This window comes from Bulleidia sp. zg-1006 (genome assembly GCF_016812035.1).
In the GTDB taxonomy this organism is placed as follows: Bacteria; Bacillota_I; Bacilli_A; order Erysipelotrichales; family Erysipelotrichaceae; genus Bulleidia.
In genome coordinates, this window is the sequence record NZ_CP069178.1 from 1,005,845 (window position 1) to 1,018,402 (window position 12,558).

The 12,558-nt window shown below is 37.0% G+C and carries 13 protein-coding genes; 1 reads left to right on the forward strand and 12 read right to left on the reverse strand.

The genetic code is table 11. The features are described from left to right. Positions 1 to 32: 32 nt before the first annotated feature. From JOS54_RS05060 to coaBC, 4 genes are all read right to left on the reverse strand, one after another. Positions 33 to 911 carry a YitT family protein gene (locus tag JOS54_RS05060; protein WP_203244539.1) on the reverse strand — a complete coding sequence of 293 codons (879 nt, stop codon included), beginning with the start codon at positions 909 to 911 and terminating at the stop codon, positions 33 to 35. Between the two features lie 71 nt (positions 912 to 982). Next, entirely contained in the window at positions 983 to 1,930 is a 948-nt protein-coding gene (locus tag JOS54_RS05065) for a 3-hydroxyacyl-CoA dehydrogenase (RefSeq protein ID WP_203244540.1), read from the reverse strand. A 76-nt stretch (positions 1,931 to 2,006) separates the two neighbouring features. Continuing rightward, entirely contained in the window at positions 2,007 to 2,801 is a 795-nt protein-coding gene (locus JOS54_RS05070) for a type III pantothenate kinase (RefSeq protein ID WP_203244541.1), read from the reverse strand. Between the two features lie 4 nt (positions 2,802 to 2,805). After that, complete coding sequence (coaBC, locus tag JOS54_RS05075; protein ID WP_242518103.1) at positions 2,806 to 3,993, reverse strand: bifunctional phosphopantothenoylcysteine decarboxylase/phosphopantothenate--cysteine ligase CoaBC; 1,188 nt, start codon at positions 3,991 to 3,993, stop codon at positions 2,806 to 2,808. A 49-nt stretch (positions 3,994 to 4,042) separates the two neighbouring features. Between coaBC and yfcE the strand changes: the two genes are divergently transcribed. Then, a complete protein-coding gene (gene yfcE, locus JOS54_RS05080; protein ID WP_203244542.1) occupies positions 4,043 to 4,600 on the forward strand; it encodes a phosphodiesterase in 558 nt (185 codons plus the stop codon). Positions 4,601 to 4,632: 32 nt separating this feature from the next. On the opposite strand, the gene JOS54_RS05085 is transcribed toward yfcE, so the two are convergent. From JOS54_RS05085 to JOS54_RS05120, 8 genes are all read right to left on the reverse strand, one after another. Next, positions 4,633 to 4,878, reverse strand: coding sequence for a hypothetical protein (locus JOS54_RS05085; RefSeq protein ID WP_203244543.1), 246 nt, complete (start codon positions 4,876 to 4,878; stop codon positions 4,633 to 4,635). Positions 4,879 to 4,907: 29 nt separating this feature from the next. After that, complete coding sequence (locus tag JOS54_RS05090) at positions 4,908 to 5,699, reverse strand: Cof-type HAD-IIB family hydrolase (protein WP_203244544.1); 792 nt, start codon at positions 5,697 to 5,699, stop codon at positions 4,908 to 4,910. Between the two features lie 9 nt (positions 5,700 to 5,708). Then, positions 5,709 to 6,509 carry a MerR family transcriptional regulator gene (locus JOS54_RS05095; RefSeq protein ID WP_203244545.1) on the reverse strand — a complete coding sequence of 267 codons (801 nt, stop codon included), beginning with the start codon at positions 6,507 to 6,509 and terminating at the stop codon, positions 5,709 to 5,711. 377 nt (positions 6,510 to 6,886) lie between these two features. After that, a complete protein-coding gene (locus tag JOS54_RS05100; RefSeq protein ID WP_203244546.1) occupies positions 6,887 to 7,825 on the reverse strand; it encodes a nucleoside hydrolase in 939 nt (312 codons plus the stop codon). Next, positions 7,822 to 8,772 (reverse strand): nucleoside hydrolase, encoded by a 951-nt coding sequence (locus JOS54_RS05105; protein ID WP_203244547.1) that lies wholly within the window; start codon positions 8,770 to 8,772, stop codon positions 7,822 to 7,824. Before JOS54_RS05105 ends, JOS54_RS05100 begins: the two co-directional genes overlap by 4 nt. An 8-nt stretch (positions 8,773 to 8,780) precedes the next feature. Further along, complete coding sequence (locus JOS54_RS05110; protein WP_203244548.1) at positions 8,781 to 9,749, reverse strand: ABC transporter permease; 969 nt, start codon at positions 9,747 to 9,749, stop codon at positions 8,781 to 8,783. A gap of 1 nt (position 9,750) precedes the next feature. After that, positions 9,751 to 10,887 carry an ABC transporter permease gene (locus tag JOS54_RS05115; protein WP_203244549.1) on the reverse strand — a complete coding sequence of 379 codons (1,137 nt, stop codon included), beginning with the start codon at positions 10,885 to 10,887 and terminating at the stop codon, positions 9,751 to 9,753. Next, on the reverse strand, positions 10,880 to 12,439 hold the full coding sequence (locus tag JOS54_RS05120) for an ABC transporter ATP-binding protein (RefSeq protein ID WP_203244550.1): 1,560 nt from the start codon (positions 12,437 to 12,439) through the stop codon (positions 10,880 to 10,882). The genes JOS54_RS05115 and JOS54_RS05120 overlap by 8 nt, the downstream gene beginning before the upstream one ends. Between the last annotated feature and the right edge of the window lie 119 nt (positions 12,440 to 12,558).

A 12,558-nucleotide genomic window follows, 5' to 3' on the forward strand; every position in this document is an offset into this window, starting at 1 on the left:
ATAGCACCATTCATTCCAGGCACTTCAAAAAACTACAATAATCGCTTTTGGTAGCCACCACTAATATCCAAGACACTGGTCGTTATCACAAAAGCCTCCTTATCTAAACGACGAATATCCTTTTTCACGTCATTCACTTCTGATTTATCTACGATTACCACAAGCACTTCGGTTTGTTGGTTGGTATAAGCTCCTTTACCATCCCAACAGGTGACTCCCCGACCATACTCTTTCATAATCTTTTCTTTGACAGTCGGATTATGCGTAAAAATCATTAGTTTGATTTCAATATTTTGTAAGTGCCAGCGGTCGATTGTTAACGAAAATACCACAATATAAATAATCGAATACAAAGCTGTTTGAACATTAAATAACAGCGCCATAGCCATATATAAAAGTACGTTATACAAGGTATTAAATTTACCAACAGAGATGGATTTACTCTTTGAACTCATATATAAACCCACTAAATCCAAACCACCAGCACTGGCCCCATTACTTAAAATCAAACCGCAGCCAACACCACCTAAAATACCGGCTATCGCAATACCCGCTAATTTATCATCTAAAATAGGTTTTTTCGGCATCATAAAGTAAGTAAATACCAATGTTTGAAGAATGACCGAAACAATCGTACCAACCACCATTCTTTTTTTCATGGTTTTATAGGCTAATATCAACAAAGGAATATTAAATAGCAAGTTAATCAAACCTGCTAAATCCATTTGTGTAACATGCGCAAAAAATAATGTTCTTAATACTTGGGAAGTACCTGGTATCCCTCCCGAATAAAGCGTTAATGGTAATAAAAAATAATTCACAGAAAAAGCGTATATAGCGGATCCTAAGACAATCATCATCATATTCTTAACGCTAACTCTTTTCGGCTTTATCAAAACCATATCTGACATACAAAATCCCCTATTCTCAGATAATAATAATGAAATAAAAAAAGGCTTTCAAGATGAAAAAAGAAGGAAAATTACTTTCCTTCTTCCTTGTAGGAATAAAAGCCTTCCTTTGCGTTAACCCCTGTTTTACCCGCATCTAAATACGCTTTCAACATTGTTGCCACACGCCCTGACGGTGTTTGAGGGTCACTTGCGCTTGGCTTCATCATTTGAATATTATAAGCCGTTTGTAAGCCAACAATATCGAGAATACGGAAGGGACCAAGCGGAGATCCTGTTCCTAATGTCCAAGCCTTATCAATATCTTCTACATTACCAACACCATCAGCCAATAACTGTTGCGCGGCACTTAAGAACGGCACCAACATAGAATTTAATAAATAACCCGGCTGTTCCTTAAAGAGCTTTAAAGGAACCATGTTGATACTTTGAGCAAAGTCTACGACAGCATCGAAAGAGTTTTTATCCGTTTCATCATGACCCATAATTTCAGCCGTGTTTTGACGCCAAATATGATTTGCAAAATGAAGAGCTAGATAATTCTCTTTATTCTTTATACATGACTTGAATTGACTTGGCAATAAAGTCGAAGAGTTCGTTGCTATTACGACATCATTCTTTGTGTAATCATTTAATTTCGTATAGAAATCTTTCTTTTCTTCCACATTTTCGGCGATTGCTTCAATAATAAAATCCGCATCCGCAAAACCTTCTTGCCAATCAGTTGTTAAAACAATGTTCTGATAGGCTTTCTTAAAGTTTTCAATCAAAGCATCCATTTCTGAAACACTAAGTTTCTTTTGTCTGCTCAAACCAGGAAAGTAATGTTTCCCATCTTTCATACTTTCTAAATCGGCGATGTATAAATCTCTATACCTTTCTAACTTTGGTTTAGTACGAGTGATAGAATCCTCACTTCTAAGCCATATCGTTGTTTTATATCCACTGTAAGCTACCTGCAAAGCAATTTGGCTACCTAAAACACCACCACCTGCAATTGTCACATTTTTCCAATTCATGATATGAATACCTCCTTTACCCTCATTATACGGATGAAAAAAAATAGTACTCTTATAATGCCCAAGAAAAAAGAACTCAGTCATCTGAATTCTTTACATAATCTTCTTTATTTAAGTCAAAGAGATGACGCATACCTCGATACGCTAAGTCACCATCATATTCATCAATTTCTTGCAACTCTTTAGCAATGACTTTACCAAGACCACCCGTCGCTACCACATAAGCTTCTTCATCATTCAATTCTTTCTTAGCCGTTTGAATGATTTCTCTAACTGCACCTAGGTAGCCATACACCATTCCCGCTTGCATACCTGTTACAGTACTTGTTCCCAAAATGGAGTTTGGTTTTTTAATCTCTACTTCCGGTAATTGAGCAGTTTGACTGGTTAAAGCGGCTGCCGAAATACCTAAACCCGGTTGAATAATAACATACTTAAAATCCCCTTTTTCATCCACATAGTCATAGGTTGTTGCTGTTCCAAAGTCGACAACAATACCACCCTTAGAATGAAAATGATGAATATAGGCACAATTCACAATTCGATCCGCACCAACTTGTTCCGCATATGGTGTTACCAATTGAAAGTTTAATTTCATCTTATGGTTAACCATCATCGTATTACAATGCAAATACTTTTTAAAAGCAGAAATCAAAGAATAATTTAACTTTGGCACAACGGAGGATAAAATGACTCCCTCTAAATCCGCCACTTCCACACCGGCCTTGTCCATCAAGTTCATTAAAAAGAAACCATATTCATCTGATGTTCTAGGTGTCTTTGACATCAAACGAAAGCGATCCACAATCGTATTCCCTTGCATTAGAGCAATCGCAATATTCGTATTCCCCACATCCACACACACTAACATCCTCTTAATCCCCTTTGCTGATTTGGTCGATGATTTTCTTCGCCAATTCTTTTTTTGTCAATAAGCCTAAATCCACTTGGGTGCTCTTTGACAAGATATAGCCATGATTGGTATCCCCGGCAAAACCGGAGCCAACTTCACGAATAGAATTCGCAACTAAGTAATCACAATTCTTTTTCATGAGCTTCGCTTGTGCATTTTCTAATAAATTTTCAGTTTCCATCGCAAAGCCAACCAGAATTTGCGTTGCTTTTTTCTTTTCTCCTAAAGTAGCTAGAATATCGGTTGTTCTTTCTAAGGTTAATGTCCAAGTTGAATCTTGTTCCTTAATCTTTTCTTCCTTTATTTCTAATGGACGATAATCCGCTACCGCAGCTGCCATAATCGTTATATCTGCTTGCTCAAAATGAGAAAACACGGCATCCGCCATTTCTTTTGCGGATTGAACGGGAATAACTTCCATATCCTTTGGTTGTCCCAAGCGAACTGGTCCACTAACCAGATAAACCTTTGCGCCACGATTTCTCGCTTCCTTCGCTAAAGCATAGCCCATCTTTCCCGAAGAATGATTACTTAAATAACGAACCGGATCTAATGCTTCTAAAGTAGGTCCGGCACTGATTAAAACCGTCTTACCCAGTAAATCTTTTTCACGTACTAATAAACGTTCCATTTCTTCTATGATAGCTTCAGACTCCGGGAATTTTCCTTTTCCCACATCCCCACAAGCTAATAAACCTGTATCACTTTCCATCACCGAAATGCCATAGGACACTAATTTTTTAAGATTTTCTTGTGTCATTGCATTTTCCAACATATGTGTATTCATAGAAGGCACTATCAATTTGGGACAGGTTGACGCTAAAAAGCTACTTGTTAACATATCGTCCGCAAAACCATTCGCCATCTTAGCAATCGTATTTGCCGTAGCTGGTGCGACCACAAATAAATCCGCCCATTTTGCAATTTCAATATGATGGACAAGAACGTCTTCACTCTTATCAAAAACATCCACATAGACCTTTTTCTTCGTTAATGTTTCAAAAGTTAAAGGAGTGATAAATTCACAAGCTGATTTTGTCATCAATACTTGCACTTCATAACCTTGTTTATTTAAACTAGTAACGAGGGATGTCGCTTTGAATGCCGCAATACCTCCTGTAATACCAAGTACAATATGTTTGTTTATCATACAATACCTCACTTGTGGATATTATAGCACGTCGAAAAGGAGAGCCTTTATGAAAACCTATTTAGTCGCATCTGATATTCATGGTTCACTTGATGCTTGTAAGAAAGTCATGGATGCTTACCATTTTCATCAAGTGGATGGAATTTTACTTTTAGGTGATCTTCTTTATCATGGTCCCCGCAATCATTTACCAAAGGATTACCAACCAAAAGAAGTCATTCAATTATTGAATACTTATCAAAAAGAAATCATTTGCGTGCGTGGAAATTGTGATTCCGAGGTTGACCAAATGGTCTTAAACTTTCCTATTACTGCTGATTATTCCTTCTTTCAGCTGGGCAATAAGCGTTGTTTCTTAAGTCATGGTCATATCTATGAACCCAAAAGTTATTCTTTCCTAAAGAAAGGTGATCTCTTTCTTTCTGGACACACGCATATTCCAGGCGTTAATTTAAAAGAAGATATTTATTTCTTAAACCCTGGTAGCGTCGCTATTCCCAAAGGCAATCATTTAGCTACTTATGCTCTATTAACTGAAGAGTATTTCCAAACCTACACTTTCGATCATCAAGCTTATTCTATTTCTTGTATTTTCAAAGCTGGGTAATCAGCTTTTTTCATAAAAAAGAGCCTAAGCTCTTAGAGTTTATCGCAATCGACTAAGACATAAGCTTTTTCATCTGACATCATCGTTGCCAAACGTTGCACAAATTCTTCCGCTTTTTCCTTGTCTTTAAACACACGAATTGGTTCTAAACCATTATACATGTCGAAACTAACGTCGTAAGAACCATCATCTTCATACACACGACTAACGATAACCGCTTTAATTTGGTAACTATTATAATAAGTTACTTCTTTTTCTCGAACTACTTTTAGTAACATACACACTCTCCCTTTTTCTTAAGTATATTCTATTTTGATAAAAATCCAAAATGTTTTAAAGCTTGTGTAATACCTTCATCATCTACACTTGCCGTCACATAATCCGCTATTGCTTTGATATCTTCTTTTGCATTCCCCATGGCAATGCTCAATGTTGCCTTTTGAAGCATGGACTTATCGTTTCCACCATCGCCAAAACAAACCCATTCTTTTGAAAAACCAAATAATTCGATTGCCTTTTCAATACCCTTCGATTTACCACCTTCTTCCGGTACCATATCCGCAAACACATCAATCCAACGTTGTGATTTCACAGCTGGAACGGCTTCTAAAAAGGCTTTATCCTCCTCTTCGGAGAAATAAGGACAAATTTGGTAAATCTTCTTTGCTAAAATTTCTTCCATGGAATTTGTTTCATAAAAGTTAGGTAAGTAAGGATTTTGTTTAAAACAATCCATCACTTTCTTATTCTGACAAACATAAAACGATTGATCTTTCGCAAAGTAAGCACAAACCGCTTCTTTTTTAGCCATATACGCAAAAGACTTACGCACACTTTCTTCCGGGATTGCTAAATCATATACACATTCCTTCTTAGCATTTAACACGTACTGCCCGTTCAATAATACATAAGCGTCCCAAGGAAAACGGATTAAAGAAGAATCAAGGCTTGGTAATTGAATGGGTGAACGACCGGAAGCGATGGCTAATTGAAAGCCTTTTTCCTTTAATTGATATAAGGATTGTAAGGTTTGTTTAGAAATACGATGTGTTTGAAAAGATAATAAAGTTCCATCAATATCAAAAAAAATTGTTTTCATACGTTCATTTTAATCAATTGAACAACCAACGGTAATCCCATGGAAACGAATGTTATTTTCTGTATAAGAAATGTACAATCTTCCATAAAAATCCCTTAGCTCTTTTCCTTCTTTTTCTAATTTCTCCAAAACAGGCAAAAGAAGCGAGCGGTCTAATAAGAAAGGATCTTCAACATAAGCATAAACTGATAATTTTTTTCCACCTTGGAATTTTTGCACACTTGAATCCAAATCTAAGCCAATTAGTTTTCGCTTATTCTCTAAAATTCCTAAGCCCACTTGCGTTGGAATTCTATCTTTTCCATTTAAAATATCTTCTTTACGGATATGAATGGCTACATAGCTAAATGGTAACGCATCACTTAGCTCTTCAATGCTCTTTTTCTCCCTTTCACTTAGCTTCTTTTCTTCTGCTTGACCAAAGCTTTCAACCATATAATAATCATCCACATCGTATTCAAAGCATTGGTTATGCGTTTTCTCTGCTTGATCAACAAAGCGCATGATTTCTTGTAAGCGGGATAAGCGTTGTTTAGAGCGAAGAATTTCTAATTCCAGTTCTTTTTCTTCATTGTTAAAATTTTCGATACATTCCGCTAAGTTTGAATTCAAAGTTTGCTTGGTTTTATCAATACTAAAATGAAAGCCTCTTAAGGATTGGGCACTATAAATATTTAATGCGTCTAAATGATTATAATTACGGTAATTATTCGTTTCAACACGCGTACTTTCAGTAATATCAATTCGATCATAAAAACGAATTGTTGAATTTGGCAAACCAATTCTTTTCGCAAATTCATTTACTTTCATATTCTACAAACCTCCGGTATCTATTGTAAAAGTAAATAAAAATGCTTTCAACGGCATTACTGTTTTTTAAAAATTCTTTTTAAATGTTCAGATAAAATTCACCTGTCTTTCATTTATTCCACACATCCTTTAGATATAGTATAGCTGTCAGTTGATAACAACTGATTCTTCATTCTCTCCCATTTATAGAAAGAAAACCGACTTCGGTCGGTTTTCTTTTTGGCTAGAAGAAATGTTCACATAAAATTCAGATTAAATCCATTATCTTCCCATATTCTTCTTCTATTCTATGGGTGTCAGTTAAAAGAACTGATACTCATTCTCTCCCCCTATAAAATATTTATGTGATGAAAACCACTTTTTTAGAAAAGTGGTTTTCATTTGTATTGGGCTAATAAATTAGACACGATTTCTTTAAAACGATTTCGATGAACATCTAATATCACAAAAGTGTGTCGGTCCGGAAACTTTGCATCACTCCAAAGATCCGTTACGGTTTTACCAAAGCTAATCTCAGATTGAGTTTCTACATAAACACCGGCTTTTTGCCCTTTAAAAATATCGGGATACTTCAAATAAAGAATTGGACAAACATCATGTAAGCACAACATTGGACGATAATAACGGGTGTATAAATCAATGTTCGATTTTGTGGAAGCGAGATAAAATTCATTCACAGCCGTTTTTTCTTTCGCCATTTCCTTGACTTCATCTACTTCTAGGTAAGCTTTCATGGTCACATCTAAACCAAACATTATAATTGGAATACCACATTTAAAGATTGTTTCCGCCGCGTGTGGATCTACATGAATATTAAATTCAGAACATGGTGTACTATTACCCCCTTGCGCCGCCCCGGCCATGATTAAAATACGTTTTACATATTTCACTAAGTCCGGATACTTATACAAACAAAGTGCCAGATTCGTTAGTGGTCCTACAGCAACGATTTCTAAATTTCCTTTTTCTTCTAAAGCCGCTTCATAAATCGCATCCCAAGCACTCTTTTCTTCCAAAGGTGCATTTGAATCTGGAAGGATAGATCCACCTAAACCGTCTGCTCCATGCACAAACGCCGCATCCTTTAAATCAATCAACAAAGGCTTATTAGCCCCCGGATATACTTTAATATCTTCTCTTTGGGCTAATGAACACACATTTCTAGCGTTCACAAAGGTTCGATCATGACCAACATTACCAGCAACCGCTGATACACCTTTAATCAAAAGATTATCTAATTGAAAAGCACATAATAGAGCAACCGCATCATCAACACCTGTGTCCGTATCAATCCATATCGGAATAACATCACTCATATTTTCACCTCATGTCCTTGGTAAGCTTGACAGCTTTCCACCAACAATTCTACAAACGCATGACGGTCAACGCCTATAACAGCTTGAACATTACAAGCCTTTCCACTTAACTTACCATCCAAATCACCAATCGTCGCTCCTCTTGTATATTGTCCTTTCGTATCAATTTGTACATAAGCATTCCTGATTTCAAAGATTTCCGGCTTCATTAAAACCGCTATAGCACAAGGATCATGCAAGGGTGAACCATTCCAACCAAGTTCCTTATGATGCTTAAAGAAGAAGGCCAACCAATCCGCCACAATAGACGCTACTTGATTACCAACCTCCCTAATTTTCTGCGCATCTTCCGGATAGACAATTGCTTTTTCGGTCACATCCAAACCACACATAATCAAAGGAATACCCGCTTTGAAAACAACATCCGCCGCTTCTGGATCTTCATAAATATTAAATTCAGCCGCTGATGTCCAATTACCATTACGCAAACCTCCTCCCATGATGGAGATGCGTTCAATTTTTTCCTTTAGTTCTGGGTGTACCAATAATAATTCAGCTACATTGGTTAAAGGACCTGTCGCAACAATCGTTACTTTTTCCTTACTTTCCTTTAAAACCTTTGCCATTAAAGAAACCGAAGATAAAGGCGATAATTCCATACTAGGTTCCGGTAAAGCGGGTCCATCTAAACCCGATTCTCCATGAAAATTACTAGCTGTAATTAAATCTGCCATTAAAGGCACTTCTCTTCCTTTCGCAATCGGAGCTTGAATACCTAATAATGTACAAATGCGTTGTGTATTATACGTTGTCTTTTTCAAAGTCTGATTACCTGCCACACTTGTTACCGCAAGTATATCAAAAAGTGGATTCGACTTAGCTAAAACCCAAGCAATTGCGTCATCATGTCCTGGATCCCCATCTAAAATTAACGCTATCTTTTTCATAGGCTTCCTTATTTATCACCACTGACTTCTTGTAAAGCTTCTTTTGAGCGAGAACGTTTTGCTTTACGAATTTCATGTAAAGCAAAGATAACTAAACCAATGATGGTAATCAAATATGGAATTGGCGAAACCAGGTTTGAATCAATACCGGTTGCTGAAATCTTGATACCTAAAGCTTGAGCTAAACCAAATATCATTGCCGCAAACATCGCCCCTACGGGTTCACCTGCTCCCATAGCTTGTGCCGCTAAAGCGATAAAACCACGTCCTGCTACCATATCCAAAGACCAACCAGCCGCATAGTACATCGACATGAAGGCACCACCCAATCCACAAAGAATACCAGCAATCGCCATTGTAATGTACTTCACTTTTTTTACGCTAACACCCACTGAAGAAGCCGCATTTGGATTTTCTCCAACTGAACGAATATTTAAGCCTAAGGATGTTCGATACAATAAAATCCAAGTTACAGCCACTAAAATAAAAGCCACATAGGTCAATAAATTATGCCCCGAAAGAACTGAACCAATAAATGGAATAGCTTCCAAACCAGGAATATGAATGTCCGGTATCTGTAATTCTTTGGTAATAAAAGAAGTCGTTGAAGTAAATTGTTTGCCTTCCGTCATTCCTGTAATAATCTTAACCAAGAAAATGGTTCCACCAGAGCCAATCATATTGATGGCCGTTCCCGTCAAAATGACATCGGTCTTTAAGTGAAAGGCAAAGAAGCCCATCAATAAACTAACTAAAATACCCGTTACAATCGCTACGATTAAACCAATCAGCCAATTGGATGAATAATACGCAAACAAAGAACCAAACAAGGCTGATAGCATCATCGTTCCTTCTAAACCAATGTTTGAAATTCCCGCCTTTTCACAAATCACCGCCGCTAATGCCGCAAATAGAATTGGAGCTGTGATACGAAATACCGAGAAGAAGAATTCAGGAGTTAATATTAGTTCAAACATATTATTGTTTACCTCCTTCACTAATTAATTTTTCTTTTAGCTCTTCTTCAGCACTCTTAACTACCAAGCGTTGACGATACTTCGCTAAGAATTGATTCGCAGCAAAGAATAAGAAAATGGTTGCTTGGATAATATCAATTAATTGTGCTGGTACGCTTGTATAAGTAGACATTAATGTACAGCCTTTTGCTAAATACGCAATAAAGAAGGCTGCTAATGGTGTAAAAGCAGGATTATTGCCAGCCAAAATCGCAACCGTAACCCCAGTCCAGCCATAACCCGGTAAAGTCGTCCAGTCAAAATAAATATTCTTACCAAGCATTTCAATACCGCCGCCCATTCCAGCTAATAAACCACCAACCACTTGGGTCAAAATGATGATGAAGGCTACATTCAATCCCGAATACATCGAGAATTCTTTATTAATACCAATCATGCGAACCGCATAACCCCAGCGCGTGCGATACATGAATAAAGTAATGAGAATAACCATCACGATGGCCACAACAAAACCAATCGATAATTTTGATCCATTATCAATTAGTTGTGGCAATAATGCGTTTGTTTGGAAATTTGCCGTTTGTACTGTACCCTTTGTTTTATCAGCTATAAAGGTATTCATTAAGAACTTGATGATGTACATAATGACATAGTTCAACATCAATGAGTTAACCATCTCACTCACATTTAGTTTTGCCTTAAAAACCGCCGGTATTAACATCATTAGACCCGTCACAAGAGTTCCTGCCAATATAGCAACTATTGGTAATAAAGCCCCCGGTAAAGGCACATAAACAGCTATCAAAGAAGTCACAAAAGCACCAAGAAGAATACCGCCTTCCGACCCCAAGTTAAATTGATTCGCAGAAAACATCACACAAGTTGCTAAACCGGTGAAGATAATTGGAATCATACTTGCCAAAATATCGGTAAAACTCTTAACACTAAAACTACCGTCGACCTTAAATAAAGGTCGAAATAACATGGTCGATAAAGCAGAGAAAGTAGAGCTTAGCTTTTCCCCTAAAGAATCACCTTTAGAACTAATAAAGATAAACACAGCCGCTACCAATAAAGCAATTCCAATCGCCATGGCTCCTCGAACCACATTGAACATCAAGCTTCTTTTCTTATTCATGACATACCCTCTTTATTTCTTCTGGTGTTTGTTTCTGAAGTCCTAACATATAACGTCCCATGGTTTCATCGTCCAATTTCGACGTATCTTCAAAATAAGCCACAATCTTTCCACCATACATCACAATCAAGCTATCCGATAATTCCATGACTTCATTTAAATCTGCCGATACTAATAAAACACCAATACCTGAGCGGGATAATTCCACCAATTTCCTACGAATGAACTCCGTTGCTCCAACGTCAATTCCACGTGTTGGCTGATCAGCAATAATCAATTCCGGTTGATTAGAAAATTCACGCGCCACAACAACCTTTTGAATATTACCACCCGATAACATAGCCACTTTTTGATCATGATTCTTGCACAAAACCTTATACTCTTGAATGAGTTTGTCCGAAGCTTCATGAATGGCTTTCATATTGAATAAAAGTCCCTTATTATATTCTTTATGCGAACAACGATCGGATAAAAGATTTTCTTCAACTGATGCGCTAGCCGCAATTCCATATAACATACGATCTTCCGGAACTAAGGAAATATGTTTTTGACGAAGCTGTTGTTGCTTTAGACCAAGAACGTTTTCACCATTAACTGTAACAGAACCCGCATTTGGTCGATCCAAGCCAAATAACATATCCACCAATTCCTTTTGCCCATTTCCTTCCACTCCGGCAATTCCTAGAATTTCTCCTTTGCGCACCGAAAAAGAAACTTTATCCAGCATTTTTTTGCCCCAATCATTCACGAATTCTAAATCTCGCACTTTAAGCACTTCTTCACTTGGCTTCGCTGATTCTTTTTCAACTCGTAAAACCACATCACGACCAACCATCAAACGAGAAATTTTCTCCGGTGTCACATCTTCAGTTTCATAAACACCTAAGAATTTACCACCTCGTAAGATACTTAAACGATCGGTAATTTCCATGATTTCATTCAACTTGTGGGAAATAAAGATTAAAGTATAGCCTTGTTGCTTTAAATGAATTAATTCTTTAAACAGTTCCACTGTTTCTTGGGTGGTTAAAACTGCGGTCGGCTCATCTAAAATTAAAATCTTAGCTCCACGAACCAATGCCTTTAAAATTTCCACTTTTTGTTTCATACCAACGGGAATATCCACAACGCGTGCATTTGGATCCACCAACAAATTAAATTTCTTAGAATACTCCTTTGTAATTTGAATAGCTTTTTGACGGTCAATAAAAATGCCATTTTTCTTTGGTGTCATTCCTAAAACAATATTTTCAGCTACTGTCAAACTTGGTACCAACATAAAGTGTTGATGCACCATTCCAATTCCTTTTGCAATCGCCACATTTGGTGATGATAAATTCACCTTTTCACCATTGATGAAAATTTCTCCTTCCGTTGGCTGTTCCAAACCAAACAACATCTTCATCAAAGTTGATTTACCAGCTCCATTTTCACCCATCAGAGCATGAATTTCACCTTTACGAACATCCAAATTAACACCTTGATTGGCAACTACACCATTCGGATAAATCTTTTTGATGCCCTTCATTTGAATGACATATTCTTCATTCATAATGTTTACCTCTCTTTAATTGATTATTTAAATGATGAAAAAAGAAATCCAATCCCCCTCCCTTGGAAATGAGAAGAAAATTGGATCTAAACACAAGACGTACGATAAATTTTTACTTC

What these genes read in the sequence shown, in the direction of transcription:
- JOS54_RS05060 (WP_203244539.1), bottom strand. Translation starts at nt 911, where the DNA reads ATGTCAGATATGGTTTTGATAAAGCCGAAAAGAGTTAGCGTTAAGAAT.
- JOS54_RS05065 (WP_203244540.1), bottom strand. Translation starts at nt 1,930, where the DNA reads ATGAATTGGAAAAATGTGACAATTGCAGGTGGTGGTGTTTTAGGTAGC.
- JOS54_RS05070 (WP_203244541.1), bottom strand. Translation starts at nt 2,801, where the DNA reads ATGTTAGTGTGTGTGGATGTGGGGAATACGAATATTGCGATTGCTCTA.
- coaBC (WP_242518103.1), bottom strand. Translation starts at nt 3,993, where the DNA reads ATGATAAACAAACATATTGTACTTGGTATTACAGGAGGTATTGCGGCA.
- yfcE (WP_203244542.1), top strand. Translation starts at nt 4,043, where the DNA reads ATGAAAACCTATTTAGTCGCATCTGATATTCATGGTTCACTTGATGCT.
- JOS54_RS05085 (WP_203244543.1), bottom strand. Translation starts at nt 4,878, where the DNA reads ATGTTACTAAAAGTAGTTCGAGAAAAAGAAGTAACTTATTATAATAGT.
- JOS54_RS05090 (WP_203244544.1), bottom strand. Translation starts at nt 5,699, where the DNA reads ATGAAAACAATTTTTTTTGATATTGATGGAACTTTATTATCTTTTCAA.
- JOS54_RS05095 (WP_203244545.1), bottom strand. Translation starts at nt 6,509, where the DNA reads ATGAAAGTAAATGAATTTGCGAAAAGAATTGGTTTGCCAAATTCAACA.
- JOS54_RS05100 (WP_203244546.1), bottom strand. Translation starts at nt 7,825, where the DNA reads ATGAGTGATGTTATTCCGATATGGATTGATACGGACACAGGTGTTGAT.
- JOS54_RS05105 (WP_203244547.1), bottom strand. Translation starts at nt 8,772, where the DNA reads ATGAAAAAGATAGCGTTAATTTTAGATGGGGATCCAGGACATGATGAC.
- JOS54_RS05110 (WP_203244548.1), bottom strand. Translation starts at nt 9,749, where the DNA reads ATGTTTGAACTAATATTAACTCCTGAATTCTTCTTCTCGGTATTTCGT.
- JOS54_RS05115 (WP_203244549.1), bottom strand. Translation starts at nt 10,887, where the DNA reads ATGAATAAGAAAAGAAGCTTGATGTTCAATGTGGTTCGAGGAGCCATG.
- JOS54_RS05120 (WP_203244550.1), bottom strand. Translation starts at nt 12,439, where the DNA reads ATGAATGAAGAATATGTCATTCAAATGAAGGGCATCAAAAAGATTTAT.